This is a genomic window from Arthrobacter globiformis (assembly GCF_003261175.1).
Taxonomy (GTDB): Bacteria; Actinomycetota; Actinomycetes; order Actinomycetales; family Micrococcaceae; genus Arthrobacter; species Arthrobacter globiformis_A.
Map to the genome: position 1 here is coordinate 61,546 of NZ_QLNP01000102.1, position 16,320 is coordinate 77,865.

Below are 16,320 nucleotides of genomic sequence, written 5' to 3' on the forward strand. Positions count from 1 at the left end.
ATTCTCTCAACCAATTCTCATGACCGACGCAGGCTGCCCGACGGCGGGCGGGGACTTCCGTCAGGATGTCTCGGCCCGCTTGGGCGCAGGTTCTGCGACATCGTCAGCACCTTCCGCCGGATCCTGCGAATGCATGCGGATGTCGGTGGGGTCTGCCGTTTCATCCCCTTCGGCAGGGGCCTCGCTGTGGATGCGCTGCCGCGACTCCGGGATCTCGCTCATGACTGCCGCTCCTCTGCTGCGGTTGTGTGCTGTGGGCCATCGCTTACGTTCATCTAGCTACCGCGCCAGTCAGCCTGTCAAGGACTGGCGCCCCGCACTCTGGCCGGGGATGGTGTTCTGTGTTGAACTGTGGGGATCGCCCTGGTTGAACTGTGGGGACCGCCCCGGTTGAACTGTGGGGATCGCCCCGGTTGAACTGCTGGGGCTGCACCCGAAATGCCCCCGCGGCTGCCAGCCGCAGCACTGCCCTTTGCACCGTCTACCCAGCCGGTCCGCCGGCTGTTGGGAAGGAACACCACTATGGCAACGCACAAGATCGGCTATTTCGTAGGAAGCCTGGCCAGCGGTTCCATCAACCGGACACTCTCCCAGGCACTTATCAAGCTCGCCCCCGGGGACCTGGAATTCACCGAGATCCCCATCAAGGACCTCCCGCTTTACAGCTATGACTACGACGCCGATTTCCCGCCCGAAGGCCGTGCGCTCAAGGAGGCCATTGAAGGCTCCGACGGTATCCTCTTTGTCTCCCCGGAATACAACCGCTCCATCCCCGGTGCGCTGAAGAACGCCATCGACTGGGGCTCCCGTCCCTGGGGCACCAACTCGTTCGCCCGCAAGCCCACCGGCATCATCGGCGCCTCGCCCGGGAGTATCGGCACAGCGGTGATGCAATCCTCCATGCGCGCCGTGCTGAGCTTCCTCGACGCCCCCCAGCTCAATGCCCCCGAGGCCTACGTGAAGTTCAACCCGGACGTGTTCGGCAGCGACGGCGACGTCAAGGACGAATCCACCGCAGCCTTCCTGCGCCACTACATGGAGGAGTACTGCGCCTTCGTCCAGCGTGTCCTGGCGGCCAACGCACCGGGCCACATCGGCGATCCGGAACCCGACACCCAGAAGCTTTCCCGCTGAGTCCCGAGTCTTAGAGGGGGAGGGGGACGAGGCCGCCGAGGTGGCGGTATTTTTCGAGCCGCTGGGGGAGGAGTTCGCCCATCCCGGACGCCGAGAGCGCCGCCAGTTCGTACTCGATCGCCTGCCCCAGCCGGTGGCAGAACGCCCGGCCTTCGTGGGCGGCGTCGGGGCGTTCGTCCACGATGTGCTCCACCATGCCATGGGCGTGGAGTGAGGCGACGTTGACGCCCTGTGCCTCAGACATCGCCGGTGCGAACTCGGTGCTGCGGTGCATGATGGCGCTCGCACCCTCGGGCGGCAGCGGTGACAGCCAGGCATGCTGGGCCGCGATGGTGCGGTCGGCCGGGAACAGAGCCAGCGCCCCGCCGCCGGTGCCCTGGCCCATCAGGACGGACACGGTGGGTGAGTTCAGGCCGATGAGGTCGTGGAGCGACCTGGCGATTTCGCCGGCCAGCCCGCCTTCTTCGGCTTCCTTTGACAGGGCCGCGCCGCCGGTGTCGATGACCGTCACCAGGGGCAGCCCAAGTTCCTCGGCCAGCCGCATGCCGCGGCGGGCTTCACGCAGCGATGCCGGACCCATGGCGGTCTGCTGGGAGGGCCGGGGCCGGGTGTGTCCGATGACCACGCAGGATTTCTGGCCGAAGCGGGCCAGTGCCAGCAGCAGCCCGGGGTCCTTTTCGCCCTGGCCGGTGCCGTTGAGCGGAAGCACGTCGCGGGCCCCGTAGGCCAGCAGCTGCCGCAGGTCAGGGCGGCGCGGGTTCCGGGAGATTTCGATCGATTCCCAGGCTCCGGCGTCGGACGGTTTCACGGACAGCGTCCGGGGCGGCCGGATCTGCGCGGGCGGTCCGGCGACCAGGATGCTCAGGGCGCGGTCGACGACGTCTGACAGCTGCCACGGCGGGACCACCGCGTCCACGAGCCCCTTGTCGAAGAGGTTCTCGGCCACCTGGACGTTCTCCGGAAACGGTGCACCGTACAGCGCCTCGTAGACCCGCGGCCCGAGGAACCCGAGGAGGGAGCCGGGTTCGGCCACCGTGATGTGCCCGAGGGAGCCCCAGGAGGCCATGACGCCGCCGGTGGTGGGGTGCCGGAGGTAGACCAGGTACGGCAGGCCGGCCTGCCGGTGCGCCCGGACCGCCGCGCTGATCTTCACCATGGACAGGAACGCGATAGTGCCTTCCTGCATGCGGGTGCCCCCCGACGCCGGACCGGCCAGAAGCGGAAGCCCTTCCCGGGTGGCGCGTTCGACGGCGTTCACGATGCGTTCGGCTGCGGCGAGGCCGATGGAGCCGGCCAGGAACCGGAACTCGCTGACGATGACGGCCACACGGCGGCCGCGGATGAGGCCCTCGCCGGTGAGGACTGATTCGTCGACGCCGGACTTCTCCCGGGCCGCTGCCAGCTCCTGCCGGTATTCCGGGCTGGGTTCCGGGTCCACCACCGGGGAGTCCCAGGATTGGTAGGAGCCGGGATCGAGCACGGCGGCGATGAGTTCGGCAGCATCAAGGTGCCGGACCTTCTGACCTCTGCCCATATTCTGACCTGAGCCCATATTCAGCGGCCTTCCCCGGCGGCGGCAGCAGCGGCGTCGGCCGGGACAAGCCCCAGCCATTGCCGGATCTGCTCGCCGTCCTGGTCCAGCAGCGGCGGCGCAGTGTGGGCCTTCAGCGTGGTTTCCGCGGTGTCCGCGGCGCTGAAAAAGCGCAGCGGCGGGCCGGGCAGGGTGACGTTGCCGAGGATCTTATGGTCGACGTCGATCACCAGGCCCTGGGAGTGGACCTGCTCCCACTCATAGACCTCGTCCAGGGTGCGGACCTTGCCGGCCGGGATCCCGGCGTCGTTCAGCTTTGCGAGCAGCGGCTCCGCCTCGAACTCGGCGAACGCGCGCTCCACCTCCTCGATGACCTTTTCCCGGTTCCGGACGCGCTCCGCGTTGGACGCGAACTCCGGACGGTCCGCGTCGATGCCGAACGTGGACGCGAACGTGCGCCACAGCTTCTCGCTGCCCACGCTGATCTGGACGCGGCCCTGCCGGCAATGGAACAGTCCGTACGGCGCGATGGAGGGGTGGTGGTTGCCCTGCGCCTTGGGGACCTCACCGGCAACGGTGGCCCGGGTGCCCTGGAACGCGTGCACGCCGATGAGGGCGGCGAGCAGCGAGGTGCGCACGATCTGCCCCTGGCCCGTCCGCTCGCGCTGCAGCAGCGCCGCGAGCGTGCCGAACGCCCCGTACATGCCGGAGAGCAGGTCCGCGATGGGCACGCCCACCCGCTGCGGATCGTCCGGGCCGGAACCGGTCAGGGACATCAGCCCGGCCTCACCCTGCAGGATCTGGTCGTAGCCGCTCCGGCGTGATTCGGGGCCGTCGTGGCCGAAACCGGTGATGGACAGGACCACCAGGGCAGGGTTCAGCGCGTGCATCTCCGCGGCGGAGAAGCCGAGCCGGTCCAGCACGCCGGGGCGGAAGTTTTCGATGACGACGTCGGCGCGTTCCAGCAGTTCACGCAGCACCGTCCGCCCGTCGTCGCTCTTCAGGTCCAGGGCGATGGATTCCTTGTTGCGGTTGCAGGAGAGGAAGTACGTGGCCTGGGGATCATCCTCGGGGCCGACGAACGGCGGTCCCCAGCCGCGCGTGTCGTCTCCCGTGCCGGGGTTCTCAACCTTGATGACCCGTGCGCCGAGGTCCGCGAGCATCATGCCGGCGTGGGGTCCGGCCAGCGCACGGCTCAGGTCCACTACAAGGTAGCCGGCGAGGGGCCCTTCGGGCTGAGGCGTGGATTCATGGCTCATGCTGGGTGTTCCTTCTCTTGCTTGGAGGGGCTGCTGGTGCTGGTCCCGGGCATTTACGTGGGGCCGGCTACATCCAGCCGGGGAGGACCATGACCAGCCAGGCGATGGCGGGGCCGGCGACGACGACGATGCCGCTGTAGGCCAGGATCTGCTTGTAGAACTTGTCCTTGTCCACGTCCTCGGGGGCGTTGGCGAGTACCAGTGCACCGTTGGTGGAGAACGGCGAGACGTCCACGATGGTGGCGGCGACGGCCAATGCTGCGATCACGCCGACGGCTCCGATTTCGCCGCTGGACAGGAACGGGACGGCCAGCGGGATGAGGGCGGCCAGGATGGCCGTGGAAGAGGCGAAGGCCGAGACAATTGCGCCGATGTAGCAGATCAGCAGGGCCGCGAGCAGGGGCATCCCGAGATGGGCGACGCCGTCCGAAACGAACTTGATGGTGCCGGCTTCCTCGAGGACGCCCACGAAGGTGAGCATGCCGCAGATGAGGAGGACGGTGGACCAGCTGATTTTGTTGATGGCGCCCTTCTGGGCGGCCGGTGAGACGAGGGCGAGGACCATGGCGATGGTGATGGACACGAAGCCGACGTCCACTTTGAAGCCCAGTGAGATGACGGCCAGGGCGATCAGGCCGGCGATGGTGACCAGCTGCGGAACGGTGGCGCGGGCACCGACGGCGTCGGCGGACTTGGCGGCAGCAGAGGAACCGGACGTGCCTTTGGCTGCGACGCCGGATGAGGAGATGTCGGTGCCGGAGCCCCGAAGAGTGGCGCCGGCGGCGCGGGCGCCGACGCTGACGGCCATCCTGGACTCGGCAGCCTGTTCAACGAGCCGGCCGGTCTTGGTGGAGAGCAGTTTGCTGCCACCCAGGACGATGAAGAGCACCACAGCGATGGCGAGGTTGAAGATGAAGCTGGCGAGGAAGATCGCCATCGGGCTGGCTGCCAGATCCGTCTTCGCGATGATGCCGTTGACCGTGACGCCGTAGACGGCGATCGGGGAGAAACCGCCGGCCTGCGCGCCGTGGATGACCATCATGCCCATCATCAGGGGGTTGATCTTGTGCTTGGCGGCGAAGCTGAGTGCGATCGGGGCGATGATCGCGACGGCGGCGGGGGACAGGGCACCAACGGCGGTGATGACGGCCGTGATGGCGAACATGACCCAGGGGATGAGCGCCACCTTGCTGCCCACCATTCGGACCGCGCCGCGGACCAGCAGGTCGATGGTGCCGTTGTTCTGGGCGATCGCGAAGAGATAGGTGACCCCGACAATCGTCAGGAACAGGCCGCCGGGGAAGTTGGCGAGAATGTCGCTGGTGGACATTCCGAGCACCACCGAGCCCAGCAGGAACGCGCCTACAAAAGCCAGGGCGCCCATGTTGAGGGGCAGCACCGTGGCCAGCAGGAACATCACCGCCAGGATGATGATGGAGAGGACGGGAGCGGACATCGTTGTGCCTCCGGGGTGAGAGTTGATGTGATGTGGCTTACAAGCTCACTGGCCTAGCCTCCTAGACACTAGGTGACTTTGTCAATACTCCTCCGCTAAGCTGGACCCAGATCGCCGGAAGGACGCGCATGCCCAGGAAGACAGCAACGCAACAGATTTCCCGTGTCGCCCGGCCCCGGCTGTACGAACAGCTCGTGGAGCAGCTCATGGATTTCATCGAGTCCGCGCAGCTGGGGCCCGGAGACACCCTTCCCGCCGAGCGGGACCTGGCTGAGCGGCTAGGCGTTTCCCGGGCCACGCTTGCCCAGGCGCTGGTGGCGCTGGAAGTCCTGGGCGTGATCGATGTTCAGCACGGGACCGGTGCTGTGCTTGTCTACCGGCCCAACGTTCCCTCCGTGCTCAAGGGGCTGCGCGAGCACCGCAGCCGCCTTCCCGAAATTGTCGAGGCCCGCAGCACGCTCGAGGTCAAGCTGGCCGAGCTTGCTGCCGAGCGCCGCACCGAGGCGGACATGAAGGCGATCGACAAAGCCCTGGACGTCATGGCGGAAGAGGTGGCGTCGGGCGCTAAAGGGGCCCACGGCGACGAGCTGTTCCACCAGGCCATCACCGCCGCCGCCCACTCCGGCGTGCTCGCCCAGCTCATGACCTTCATCGCCGAGATGATCCTCGAAACGCGGCTCGAATCGCTGGGACAGCCCGGCCGGCCGGAGCAGTCGCTGGCATCCCACCGCAAAATCGCGGACGCCATCAGGGTCCGCGATGCGGGGGCCGCCGCGGCGGCGATGCTGGACCACATTACCCTCGTGTCCGACGTCGCCCTGCTGAAGTAAGCACGTGAAGCCGTTTCTGCTGCTCGCCTCGCGGGCCGAGGACGTCGCCGCGGACGATGAATACGAGTCGTATCTGCGCTTTTGCGGTCTGGAACTGCACCAGCTGACGCGGATCCGGATGGAGCGCGCGCCCCTGCCGGAACTGGACCTGGACGACTATTCAGGCATCATCGTGGGCGGCAGCCCGTTCACCTCGAGCGACCCTCCCGAAAAGAAGACCGAAGTCCAGCACCGCGTGGAGCGCGAACTGTCCGGGCTGCTGGACCGGATCGTGGCGGAGGACTTCCCGTTCCTCGGCGCCTGCTACGGCGTCGGTACCCTTGGCCTGCACCAGGGCGCCGTGATCGACCGGACCTACGGCGAGCAGTTGGGCGGCGTGACCATCAGCCTGAGCCCGGAGGGCCTTCAGGATCCGCTGCTCACCGGCCTTCCCGCGCAGTTCACCGCGTTCACGGGCCACAAGGAAGGGTGCACGGTGCTGCCCGCGCACGCGGTGCTGCTGGCGAGCTCCGCCGCATGCCCCGTGCACATGTTCCGGATCAAGCAGAACCTGTATGCCACGCAGTTCCACCCGGAGCTCGACGCCGAAGGCCTGGTGACCAGGATCGACATCTACCGCCACGCCGGATACTTCCCGCCCGAAAGCGCCGGGGAGCTGATGGCGGAAGCCCGGACGTACACGGCCACCGAACCCATGAAGATCCTGCGGAATTTCGTGAAACTCTACGGCCGGTAGCCTCGGGCGGGGCCGTGTTCACGGGAACCGCATGTCCCGGGAACCGCCGTCGAATTCCCATTGACTTCGGCCCGCAGAGGTCTACCGTTGAACTACGTCAACATCTGATCTGTTGCGTGCGCGTGTGTGGCGAGGGGAAGCCACACCAAAAAGATGCGGCTGCAGAACCGTCACGTTCGGCGGCAGCCAGCACCTCGCCGGCATGGCGTTTCGCCCGGAAACCGCCTTCAAATTTCAGGTCTCAACCAATCTGCAGGTAACCTACATGACCGCCAATTTCATTACTGCCCTTGCCGTCAAATCCTTCGATGAACCGGACAAGAAAAGGTGCCCAGACAAAGCCGAGGTGGACTTGGTCAGCGTCAACGACTTCTCCGTTGCCCGGCTGATCCTCGCCCCCGGCTGGCGCTGGTCCGAATGCACCAAGCCCACGGAGCAAACGCCCTTCTGCCAGCACAACCACCTCGGGTTCTGCCTCTCCGGTGTCATGGAGGTGGAGTCACCTGAGGGTGCCCGCTCCTTCATCCGCGCCAATGACACATATGCGATTCCTCCGGGGCACGATGAGTGGGTGGTGGGTTCCGAGCCGTTCGTGGCCGTTGAGTTCCTCGGCGCGGCATCGTTCGGGCGCCCGGTCAGCCGCGGCCTCCACGCCCGAATCTGAGTAGGACACGCGGCGGCTTGGCCCAGCGCCCCTTATTGGCATCGCGTTCTGCACGGGATAACGTCACTGCCATGGGATGCCGTTCCAGCTGAGGAGGCGCCGCCGTGGCCATCATCGACAACGCAGTGTACGTGGATGGGCACCGGACGGCGGATCCCGAAGGACTGGAGGAAACATACTTCCTGCTGCGGCAACGCGAGGGCATGGCCTGGATCGGGCTCTACCGGCCGGACCCGCGCGAACTGCGGTCAGTGGCGGACGAATTCGAGCTGAGCCCCCTTGCGGTTGAAGACGCGCTGACCGGGCACCAGCGTGCCAAGCTTGAGTATTACGGTGAAACGCTCTTCCTTGTCCTGCGCCCGGCGCGGTATCTCGACGACGTCGAAAAGGTGGAGTTCGGCGAGATCCACGTTTTTGCCGGACCGGACTTCGTGGTTACGGTCCGCCGCGCGGAGTCCCCGGACCTGGCGCGGGTACGCCGCCGGATGGAATCGCAGCCGGAATTCCTTGCCCTGGGTCCCGACGCCGTGCTGTACGCCATCCTGGACCAGGTGGTTGACGAGTACGAGCCCGTTGCGGCAGGTCTGGAAAACGACATCGACGAGATCGAGGACGAACTGTTCGGCGCGGACCCAGAGGTGTCCCGCCGCATCTATGAACTGTCCCGCCAAGTCATCACCGTGCAGCGAGCCACCGGGCCGTTGGCCGGAATCCTGCAGGCACTGGTCACCGGAACGCCGGACCACCACCCTGGCCTCGAACTCCAGGACCACCTCCGCGATGTGCTGGACCACGTCCTGCGGCTCAATGACCGGATCGCGTCCTTCCGGGCACTGCTGCAGAACGCGCTCGCGGTCAATGCGGCCCTCGTTGCCCAGCGCCAGAACGACGAGATGCGCCGCCTCACGGAATCCAGCTTCGCGCAGAGCGAGCAGGTCAAGAGGATCTCTTCCTGGGCGGCCATTCTCTTCGCACCCACGCTCATTGGCACCATCTACGGGATGAACTTCCATACGATGCCTGAACTGGACTGGATCTTCGGCTATCCCATGGCGCTGGGGCTGATGATCGGCATGGGGCTGGTCCTGTACGCCACGTTCAAGCACAACAACTGGATCTAGAACCGACGGCGCACCCGTCGACACCCCAATTGGGTGGAAACAGCGCAGGCGGGGCAACTTTCCCAAGGTTTCCAGAAGCAGCCGGCCCAACAATTGTGGTGTTCCACTCCCCTGGGGATCAGCAGACCTGCGGCTCCGGCCGCAGGTCTGCCTTTTTTCCCAGGCAAGCGCAGGATCTTGCCGGTTTTAGCGCAGCTTTCGAAGCTTCCCCGAAGCTTCGGGCCAGCATCGGGGCTCCGGCGCTCCGCGGAAAATACACTGGAATCAGCTTCCTCTGGCTTTCCCGCCGGCCCTCAGTTCGTTCGAAGGAACCCACAATTAGCGCTTCGTCTGTTCTCCGTCCTGCCTTGGCCGCGCTGCTGCTGACGGCCCTGGCCGCCCCCATCGCCGGAGTGTCAGCCGGTGCTGCCGCCTCGGAAACCGGGGCGGGAGCGCCGGCAGCCCGCTACATCGTGCGCTACTCCACCGGGACCGATGTTTCCTCGGCCGTGCGGAATCTGCGCTCGCGGAACATCGCCGTCGGCCGCACCTTCGCCAAAGCCATCAGGGGCGCCGTGGTCACGGCAACGCCCGGGCAGGCGGCGGAACTAAAGCGCTCGGCGGGCGTTGCCGCCGTCGAACCGGATGCCGCGGTGACGGCCGCCGACACCCAGCAGTCAGCAACGTGGGGCTTGGACCGCGTTGACCAGCGCACCCTGCCGCTGTCCGGGACCTACACCTCGGCAGCTTCAGGTGCCGGCGTGAGCGCTTACGTGGTTGACTCCGGCGTGCTGTCTGCGCACGCGGAGTTCGGCGGCCGCGTTGTCTCGGGGTGGTCGGCGATTTCCGACGGGCTGGGTACCGGGGACTGCAACGGCCACGGCACGCACGTGGCCGGCACCATCGCGGGAAAGACGTACGGCGTGGCCAAGGCGGCCACCGTCGTCCCCGTCCGCGTGCTGGACTGCAATGGGTCAGGCTTCAACTCGGATGTCATTGCCGGGCTGGAGTGGGTCGCCTCCCATCACCAGGCAGGTACGCCGGCGGTGGCGAACCTGAGCCTCGGCAGCAGCACCAGCGCCATGGTGGACGCCGCGGTGCAGGGCATCATCAACGACGGCGTTACCGCTGTGGTCGCCGCCGGAAACTCCGCCGTCGATGCGTGCAACAGCTCCCCGGCCCGCGTCGCCGGCGCGCTGACCGTTGCCGCGAGCGACTCCGCGGACAAGCAGGCGGCGTTCTCCAACTACGGCAGCTGCGTCGATCTGTATGCGCCGGGGGTGGGCATCAAATCCGCCTCCTTCAGCTCGGCCACCGCCACGGCCCTGATGAGCGGCACCTCGATGGCCTCGCCGCACGTGGCTGGCGCCGCCGCCGTGGTGCTGTCCCGGTCGCCGGGCCTGTTGCCGGCGGATGTGGCTTCGAAGCTGCTTTCCGCCGCCACCTCCGGTGCGGTCTCGGGCGCCACCACCGGAACGCCGAACCGGCTGCTGTTCACCGACCCCTCCGCCGCGGTACTCACCGCGCCGTCCGTGTCCTCGCTCAGCCCGGCGGCCAATTCGTCCGGCGCCGCCGTGGGAGCCAACATCTGCGCTACATTCAGTTCGGCTGTCCAGGGCGTGGCCAACTCCACCTTCATTCTTCGGAACGCCGTCGGCGCAACGGTGCCCGCGGCCGTCAGCTACGACGCCGCAACGCGCACCGCGACGCTGAACCCTGAGGGCCTGCTCAACGCGTCCCAGAAGTACACCGCGACGCTAACCGGCGGATCCTCGGCCGTCCGCGACGCCGCGGGCACCCCGTTTGTGACGGGCAGCTGGTCCTTCACCACCGCCGCGGCCCCCACGGTCGCGGCACGCACGCCCGGTGCGAACGGCGCCGCCGTTGCCGCGGGAAGCAACATCACGGCCACCTTCAGCACCGGGACATCAGGCCTAGGTGTCCAGGGCATCAGTGGCAGCAGCTTCCTCCTGAAGAACGCGGCCGGGACCGTGGTGCCGGCTGCCGTCACCTACAGCGCCACCAGCCGGACCGCCACGCTGAACCCTGCGGCCAACCTCGCCAACGACGCCAAGTACACGGCGACGCTCACCGGCGGAGCTACCGCCATCCGCGACGCCGCAGGCACCCCGCTGGCAACCACCAGCTGGACGTTCACCACCGGCCCCGCCCCGGTCATCACGGCCATGACGCCGCGCCCGGGCGCCACACTGGTGCGCCGCACCAGCAACATCGCGGTGACCTTCAGCGAGGCTATCCAGGCGGCCGGTGCGGGCACCGTCACGCTGAAGAACGCCGCCACCGGCGCCAGGGTGGCGGCCACCGTTTCCCGCAACGGCAGCACGAACCAGTGGATCCTCAACCCGTCGGCAACCCTGGCTGCCAAAACCCGTTATACCGCCACCGTGACAGGCGGGCCGGCAGCGATCCGCGACCTCGCCGGCAACAGCCTGATGACGTACACGTGGACCTTCACCACCGGTTCCCTCTGAGCCGCGACAAAATCTGAGCGACAACAAAACAGAGGCCGACGGCGGCACCAAAGTGCCGCCGTCGGCGTTATTGAGTTGCTAGAACTTATGCAAATGGACTACTCGCCACTCTGCTAGTACTTCCTGTCGAGATCAATGCGTGCGTAGGCGCGGTCAGAGTCTGACTTCCATGTCCAGTGGTTGTAGCGGTCCTTGTCCTTGAACTGGATCTTGACGGTGTGGGACACCTTGACGTCCTTGTCGCCACGGTCGGCGTGTACTTTCGCCTTATCGTTGAAGTACTTGTCTCCGTGCACCCAGACCCAGCCGTGGTCACGCTTGAGGACGTCTTCCCCTCTTCCGTGGCCCTGGAACATCTTGTGGTCGAAGTAGACCATGGTGCGCTTGTCGCAGTGGATCTTGAACTTGAACTCGACCTTGACGGACTTGCCGTAGTCCTTATCCCTGTTGCCGTAGTCAGCCTTCTTTGGCGTGTAGGCCGTGACTGAACAGTTTTTGTCGTTCCTGCCGTGGTCATACGACGGCGCTGCATTGGCGGCGCCGGCGAAGGCCAGGGGGCCACCTAACAGTCCCATAGAAACAGTCGAAGCCAAAGCGAGTCTGGCTACCAATGGGCGGCGCTGCCGTGTTGGTGAGATGATGGTCATTGTTTTTTGCTCCTGCCTAGGGATGCACATTCATATAGGTTCGGGCAGGACTAGCCGATCACGGGGCGCGTGGAGACCTATCAACCACTCTTGCCACTTTATGATCGTCCACCGGCAATGACCGGCGGGCTGGGAGCCGGGTTCCCTCAAGGGAAGTGTCCGGATCCGGTATTCCAAAGTGTACCTCCGTAAGTGCGTGTCAACACTGATTTACGGAAACTGTCAACCATGAGCGGTTGTATCCGGCAATGAAGGGCAGCCGACGGCGGGCGGTCCCGGCGTCGGCTGCCCCTCCTTTTGCGGCGCGCTACTTGCCCAGGAAGCCGAGCAGGGCCTCGTTGACCTCTGCTCCGTGGGTCCACAGGAGGCCGTGCGGGGCGCCGTCGATTTCCACGTAGTCGGCCTCCGGAAGAACCTTGGTGAACTCCCGGCCGGTGGCGTCAATCGGCAGGATGTTGTCCGCCGTGCCATGCACGATGAGGGCCGGGACGTCGATCTTCGGGATATCGGCGCGGAAGTCGGTGATCCAGGTGGGCTGGGCCGCCGCCGAGGCGAATGCGCCGGAGCTGGCGGCGAGGTTCCAGCTGGCCTTGACGGACTCCTCGCTCAGGCGGGGCGTGCCCAGGAAGGTGTCGCTGTTGTAGAAGTTCTTGAAGAACTCGGTGAAGAAGGCGTAGCGGTCCGCTTTGACTGCCTCGGCAAGGCCATCGAAGACCGACTGCGGCACCCCGGTGGGGTTGTCGTCGGTCTGCAGGAGGTAGGGCTCAAGCGATCCCAGGAAAGCAGCCTTGGACACACGGGCCGACCCGAACGTGGAGAGGTACCGGGCTACCTCGCCGGTTCCCATCGAGAAGCCCACCAGCACCGCGTCGTTGAGGTCCAGGGTGGTGAGGATGGTGTTGAGGTCGCCCGCGAAGGTGTCGTAGTCGTAGCCGGTGGTGGGCTTGCTGGACTTGCCGAAACCGCGGCGGTCGTACGTGATGACGCGGTAGCCGGCGTCGAGCAGAGCGGCGGTCTGCTTCTCCCAGGAGGACCCGTCCAGGGGATAGCCGTGGATGAGGACAACAGCCTGTCCGGTTCCGTGGTCTTCGAAGTAGAGCTCGATGTCGGTGCTGTTTTCCTGTCCAACGGTGATGAAAGCCATGTCTACATTCCCTTCGGTCTCGCGAGAACGGATGTCCTCAAGCGGTGTTACCAACCTATCGGGATCGCCGGCCGGTGCGCAGGGCCTGTCACAGGGCGTAGCCTGCAGGAATGGCAACGGCGAGCGGGATGTTGAGAACGGCATGAAACGAATTGGCTTCCTGTCCTTCGGCCACTGGGGACCGGTGCAGGGTTCCCGCACAAGGACTGCGCGAGATGGGCTGCTGCAGGGGATTGAGCTGGCCGAGGCCGCGGAGGAGCTTGGGATTGATGGCGCGTTTTTCCGCGTACACCATTTCGCGCGCCAGCAGGCGTCGCCGTTCCCGTTGCTCGCGGCGGCTGCAGCCCGCACCAGCCGCATTGAGCTCGGCACGGCGGTCATCGACATGCGGTACGAGAACCCGCTGTACATGGCGGAGGAGGCTGCGGCCACGGATCTTATCAGCGGCGGACGGCTCCAGCTGGGCATCAGCCGCGGGTCACCCGAGCCCGCACGGAACGGCGCGGGGGCCTTCGGCTATGTGCCGCGGGAAGGCGAGACGGACGCCGACATGGCGCGCAGGCATGCCGAGGAGTTCCGGCGGGCCATAGCCGGCGCCGGCGTGGTGGAGGCGGACCCGCGGTACGCCGGGGGAGCCACGGGGCTGCTCCCGGTCCAGCCCCGGTCCGAGGGGCTGCCCGAGCGGATCTGGTGGGGCGCCGGAACACGGAAAACGGCGGTCTGGGCGGCCGAGCAGGGGATGAACCTGATGAGCTCCACCCTGCTGACCGAGGATACCGGGGTTCCCTTCCACGAGCTCCAGGCCGAGCAGATCGCGATGTTCCGCGGGGCGTGGGCGGCGGCTGGGCACAGCCGTGAGCCGCGCGTTTCGGTCAGCCGCAGCGTCCTGCCGCTGGCCGACGACGAGGACCGGCAGTACTTCGGCCTGAGCGCCCTCCGTGAAGGCAGGGACCAGGTGGGCGCCCTCGACGGCAGCCTTTCCCGCTTCGGCAAGAGCTACATCGGGGAGCCGGATGTCATAGCCCGGGAACTCGCCGCCGACACCGCGGTGCAGGCCGCGGACACGCTCCTCGTCACCGTCCCCAACCAGCTTGGCGTGGAGTACAACGCCAAGCTGCTGGGAAACATCGCCCGCCATGTGGCGCCGGCGCTGGGATGGGCACCCGCGCGGGCGTAATCTACTGGCACCGGACGGTTCCTTCCGAAGGGCGACTGCCATGGACACGCATCACGTTCCTGCGGGCCAAAATCACGACGGCGGCCAGAATCACGACGGCGGCCAGAATCACGACGGCGGCCGGAGCCCCCGGCGGCTGGCCGCGGTCCTGCTCGTGGCCGGGGTTGTAATGTCCTTCGCCGCCGGCGCCCTGCACCCAGAAGGGGCGAATGCCAACGACCACGCTGCAGCGTTCGCCGAGTACGCCCGCAGCAATCTGTGGATCGGCGTGCACCTGGGGCAGTTTGCGGGAATGGCAGCCCTGGTTGCCGGACTGCTGGTGCTGGGGTCCGTGGCTGGCGGCGCGCCCGGGCGCTCATACTGGACGGCGCGGCTCGGCAGCTGGGCCGCGGCCGCCGCGCTTGCCCTCTATGGTGCACTTCAGGCAGTGGACGGTGTGGCTTTGAAGCATTCCGTAGATGCCTGGGCTGCCGCCGAAGGGGCAGAGAAGGCCGTTCGCTTTGCGGCCGCGGAAGACATGCGCTGGCTCGAGTGGGGGATGCGCAGCAACACCGTGCCCACGCTGGCGGGCATTGCGCTCATCCTCGTCTGGACGCTCGGGCTCCTGGCAAGCTCGCTGCGGCGATCCTGAGCACTAGGGGCCGGCACCGGTGCCTAGACTGGGACGGGACCGGCATTTCCCAGTGAGAGGCAGTGGCATGACCGACAGCAAGCGCAATGCGGAAGAGCCAAGCGACCGTCGGGGCCCCGGCGACCCCGACGCCGTCGAACAGGAGCAGCCCCATCCCGAGGCAGGCACGGCACGCAACATCCGCGAGGAACAGATGACACAGCCGGGCGGAACAGTGCCCGCCAGCTACGTGGGCAGCGGAGCGCCGGAGGGCGAACACAAGCCGGAAGAGGCCGCGGACGACTCCGGGCTGTGGGACGCCGAGGACAGGTAATTAGAACCAGGGAATGATCCTGTCGGCACGGGAACGTGTGGCTTCGATCAGGCGCGCATTGGCCGCGTCCGGCCCGTTTGCCCAGGCCTCGGCCGCAGCGCGGTCCATGCCAAAGAGCATGTGCCGTTCAACCAGCCGGGCAAGGCGCAGTTCATGCGGGGTGTCGATGAACCACACCTCGTCCAGCTGCGCCCGCACCTGCTGCCAGCGCGGATCGTCGCTGAGCAGGTAGTTGCCCTCGGTGATGATGACGGGCAGGGCAGCCGGAACGGCCAGCGATGCGGCCACGGGCTCATCGATAGTCCGCCGGAAGTCCGGCGCATAAACGACGTCCTCGTCCCGGCGCGCAAGCCGCTGCAGGAGCGAAAGGTAACCCCCGACGTCGAACGTGTCCGGTGCGCCCTTGCGCTGCCGCAGCGGCGTGCCGTCAATGATGGCGTTGCCCAGGTGAAAACCGTCCATGGGGACCACCAGGGCGGATTCGGGGCCGAGGGCGTCGGCCAGGCAGGCCGAGAAGGTGGATTTGCCGGACCCCGGAGAACCAGCCACGCCGAGGAGAATCCGCCTTCCGGTGCTCAGCCGGCTGCGCAGCGCGGCGACGGCCTGCTGGATTTCGACGGATTCGAAAGCCCGGACTGCGCGGGGTTCAACGTTCGGCAGGGTCATGTACAGCATCCTAAGCGAGGCCCGGGATGCCGGCGCGCGGCGGTGCGCGCGGTTCAGTCGAGCGGAATGGTGATGGTGATGGCCGTACCGGTGCCCGGAGCCGAGATGATGTCCACGGTCCCGCCCGCTTCCTCAACCGCCTGGGAGATGGTCCTGAGTCCGTGGCCGCTGCCGTGTCCCGCTGCCGGTGGAACCGATTCGAAGCCTGTGCCGTTGTCGGCGACCATGAGGCGGATGCCGTGGAAAACGGCGGCAAGCCGGACAGTGACATCGGTGGCGTGCGCGTGCTTGAACGTGTTGCTCAGCGCCTCCTGGGCGGACTGGTACAGCAGGGACGCGGAACCAGACGAGATCTCAACGCCGTGGTGGGGAGTCTCCCAGCGGACGCACGTGCCCTGGCGGCGCAGGGGGACTGTGAGCCTGTCGATGCAGCCGGCGAGCCCCAGCCGGTAAAAGTCCAGCGGCTGACGGTCGGTGATGACACCGCCGACTTCGACGACTTCCTCGAGAGTTGCTGTCTGGTTCATGGCGCCCCCGCTT

17 protein-coding genes are annotated in these 16,320 nt (G+C 66.8%); 9 read left to right on the top strand and 8 right to left on the bottom strand.

Going from position 1 to position 16,320, the window contains the following annotated elements; all coding sequences use genetic code 11:
* Positions 1–60: 60 nt before the first annotated feature.
* The gene (locus tag DBZ45_RS23045) at positions 61–222 is read right to left on the bottom strand and encodes a hypothetical protein (RefSeq protein ID WP_190243205.1); all 162 of its coding nucleotides are present in this window, start codon (positions 220–222) and stop codon (positions 61–63) included.
* Between the two features lie 300 nt (positions 223–522).
* Between DBZ45_RS23045 and DBZ45_RS19715 the strand changes: the two genes are divergently transcribed.
* Entirely contained in the window at positions 523–1,134 is a 612-nt protein-coding gene (locus tag DBZ45_RS19715) for an NADPH-dependent FMN reductase (protein ID WP_111905523.1), read from the top strand.
* Positions 1,135–1,144: 10 nt separating this feature from the next.
* Here DBZ45_RS19715 and DBZ45_RS19720 read toward each other — a convergent pair whose 3' ends face one another.
* The 3 genes from DBZ45_RS19720 to DBZ45_RS19730 all read right to left on the bottom strand — a co-directional run bounded on the left by DBZ45_RS19720 (position 1,145) and on the right by DBZ45_RS19730 (position 5,380).
* A complete protein-coding gene (locus DBZ45_RS19720; RefSeq protein WP_111905524.1) occupies positions 1,145–2,668 on the bottom strand; it encodes a carboxyl transferase domain-containing protein in 1,524 nt (507 codons plus the stop codon).
* Positions 2,669–2,688: 20 nt separating this feature from the next.
* Entirely contained in the window at positions 2,689–3,924 is a 1,236-nt protein-coding gene (locus DBZ45_RS19725) for a CaiB/BaiF CoA transferase family protein (protein WP_111905525.1), read from the bottom strand.
* Between the two features lie 67 nt (positions 3,925–3,991).
* Positions 3,992–5,380 carry an SLC13 family permease gene (locus tag DBZ45_RS19730; RefSeq protein ID WP_111905526.1) on the bottom strand — a complete coding sequence of 463 codons (1,389 nt, stop codon included), beginning with the start codon at positions 5,378–5,380 and terminating at the stop codon, positions 3,992–3,994.
* 128 nt (positions 5,381–5,508) lie between these two features.
* Between DBZ45_RS19730 and DBZ45_RS19735 the strand changes: the two genes are divergently transcribed.
* From DBZ45_RS19735 to DBZ45_RS19755, 5 genes are all read left to right on the top strand, one after another.
* Positions 5,509–6,210 carry a FadR/GntR family transcriptional regulator gene (locus DBZ45_RS19735; RefSeq protein WP_111905527.1) on the top strand — a complete coding sequence of 234 codons (702 nt, stop codon included), beginning with the start codon at positions 5,509–5,511 and terminating at the stop codon, positions 6,208–6,210.
* 4 nt (positions 6,211–6,214) lie between these two features.
* A complete protein-coding gene (locus DBZ45_RS19740) occupies positions 6,215–6,946 on the top strand; it encodes a glutamine amidotransferase (RefSeq protein ID WP_111905528.1) in 732 nt (243 codons plus the stop codon).
* A gap of 265 nt (positions 6,947–7,211) precedes the next feature.
* Positions 7,212–7,610, top strand: coding sequence for a cupin domain-containing protein (locus tag DBZ45_RS19745; protein ID WP_111905553.1), 399 nt, complete (start codon positions 7,212–7,214; stop codon positions 7,608–7,610).
* A 104-nt stretch (positions 7,611–7,714) separates the two neighbouring features.
* On the top strand, positions 7,715–8,731 hold the full coding sequence (locus DBZ45_RS19750) for a magnesium and cobalt transport protein CorA (RefSeq protein WP_111905529.1): 1,017 nt from the start codon (positions 7,715–7,717) through the stop codon (positions 8,729–8,731).
* A 347-nt stretch (positions 8,732–9,078) separates the two neighbouring features.
* The gene (locus DBZ45_RS19755; protein ID WP_223257179.1) at positions 9,079–11,202 is read left to right on the top strand and encodes an Ig-like domain-containing protein; all 2,124 of its coding nucleotides are present in this window, start codon (positions 9,079–9,081) and stop codon (positions 11,200–11,202) included.
* A 113-nt stretch (positions 11,203–11,315) separates the two neighbouring features.
* Here DBZ45_RS19755 and DBZ45_RS19760 read toward each other — a convergent pair whose 3' ends face one another.
* Both DBZ45_RS19760 and DBZ45_RS19765 read right to left on the bottom strand, forming a co-directional pair.
* On the bottom strand, positions 11,316–11,777 hold the full coding sequence (locus tag DBZ45_RS19760; protein WP_111905530.1) for a hypothetical protein: 462 nt from the start codon (positions 11,775–11,777) through the stop codon (positions 11,316–11,318).
* A gap of 379 nt (positions 11,778–12,156) precedes the next feature.
* The gene (locus DBZ45_RS19765) at positions 12,157–12,993 is read right to left on the bottom strand and encodes an alpha/beta fold hydrolase (RefSeq protein WP_111905531.1); all 837 of its coding nucleotides are present in this window, start codon (positions 12,991–12,993) and stop codon (positions 12,157–12,159) included.
* Positions 12,994–13,135: 142 nt separating this feature from the next.
* Between DBZ45_RS19765 and DBZ45_RS19770 the strand changes: the two genes are divergently transcribed.
* From DBZ45_RS19770 to DBZ45_RS19780, 3 genes are all read left to right on the top strand, one after another.
* A complete protein-coding gene (locus DBZ45_RS19770; protein ID WP_111905532.1) occupies positions 13,136–14,170 on the top strand; it encodes an LLM class flavin-dependent oxidoreductase in 1,035 nt (344 codons plus the stop codon).
* Between the two features lie 40 nt (positions 14,171–14,210).
* Complete coding sequence (locus DBZ45_RS19775; protein ID WP_223257180.1) at positions 14,211–14,801, top strand: hypothetical protein; 591 nt, start codon at positions 14,211–14,213, stop codon at positions 14,799–14,801.
* Positions 14,802–14,868: 67 nt separating this feature from the next.
* Positions 14,869–15,114 carry a hypothetical protein gene (locus DBZ45_RS19780; RefSeq protein ID WP_111905533.1) on the top strand — a complete coding sequence of 82 codons (246 nt, stop codon included), beginning with the start codon at positions 14,869–14,871 and terminating at the stop codon, positions 15,112–15,114.
* Here the strand turns inward: DBZ45_RS19780 and DBZ45_RS19785 are convergent, their stop codons facing one another.
* Together DBZ45_RS19785 and DBZ45_RS19790 are read right to left on the bottom strand one after the other, a co-directional pair.
* Positions 15,115–15,780 carry a nucleoside/nucleotide kinase family protein gene (locus DBZ45_RS19785; RefSeq protein ID WP_111905534.1) on the bottom strand — a complete coding sequence of 222 codons (666 nt, stop codon included), beginning with the start codon at positions 15,778–15,780 and terminating at the stop codon, positions 15,115–15,117.
* A 53-nt stretch (positions 15,781–15,833) separates the two neighbouring features.
* Entirely contained in the window at positions 15,834–16,307 is a 474-nt protein-coding gene (locus tag DBZ45_RS19790; protein ID WP_111905535.1) for a sensor histidine kinase, read from the bottom strand.
* Positions 16,308–16,320: the final 13 nt, after the last annotated feature.

Excerpts from the sequence above, each read along its gene's own strand:
- DBZ45_RS19720 (WP_111905524.1), bottom strand. The coding sequence starts at position 2,668 with ATGGGCAGAGGTCAGAAGGTCCGGCACCTTGATGCTGCCGAACTCATC.
- DBZ45_RS19725 (WP_111905525.1), bottom strand. The coding sequence starts at position 3,924 with ATGAGCCATGAATCCACGCCTCAGCCCGAAGGGCCCCTCGCCGGCTAC.
- DBZ45_RS19780 (WP_111905533.1), top strand. The coding sequence starts at position 14,869 with ATGACCGACAGCAAGCGCAATGCGGAAGAGCCAAGCGACCGTCGGGGC.
- DBZ45_RS19715 (WP_111905523.1), top strand. The coding sequence starts at position 523 with ATGGCAACGCACAAGATCGGCTATTTCGTAGGAAGCCTGGCCAGCGGT.
- DBZ45_RS19760 (WP_111905530.1), bottom strand. The coding sequence starts at position 11,777 with ATGGGACTGTTAGGTGGCCCCCTGGCCTTCGCCGGCGCCGCCAATGCA.
- DBZ45_RS19790 (WP_111905535.1), bottom strand. The coding sequence starts at position 16,307 with ATGAACCAGACAGCAACTCTCGAGGAAGTCGTCGAAGTCGGCGGTGTC.
- DBZ45_RS19730 (WP_111905526.1), bottom strand. The coding sequence starts at position 5,380 with ATGTCCGCTCCCGTCCTCTCCATCATCATCCTGGCGGTGATGTTCCTG.
- DBZ45_RS19770 (WP_111905532.1), top strand. The coding sequence starts at position 13,136 with ATGAAACGAATTGGCTTCCTGTCCTTCGGCCACTGGGGACCGGTGCAG.
- DBZ45_RS23045 (WP_190243205.1), bottom strand. The coding sequence starts at position 222 with ATGAGCGAGATCCCGGAGTCGCGGCAGCGCATCCACAGCGAGGCCCCT.
- DBZ45_RS19775 (WP_223257180.1), top strand. The coding sequence starts at position 14,211 with ATGGACACGCATCACGTTCCTGCGGGCCAAAATCACGACGGCGGCCAG.
- DBZ45_RS19765 (WP_111905531.1), bottom strand. The coding sequence starts at position 12,993 with ATGGCTTTCATCACCGTTGGACAGGAAAACAGCACCGACATCGAGCTC.
- DBZ45_RS19735 (WP_111905527.1), top strand. The coding sequence starts at position 5,509 with ATGCCCAGGAAGACAGCAACGCAACAGATTTCCCGTGTCGCCCGGCCC.
- DBZ45_RS19785 (WP_111905534.1), bottom strand. The coding sequence starts at position 15,780 with ATGACCCTGCCGAACGTTGAACCCCGCGCAGTCCGGGCTTTCGAATCC.
- DBZ45_RS19745 (WP_111905553.1), top strand. The coding sequence starts at position 7,212 with ATGACCGCCAATTTCATTACTGCCCTTGCCGTCAAATCCTTCGATGAA.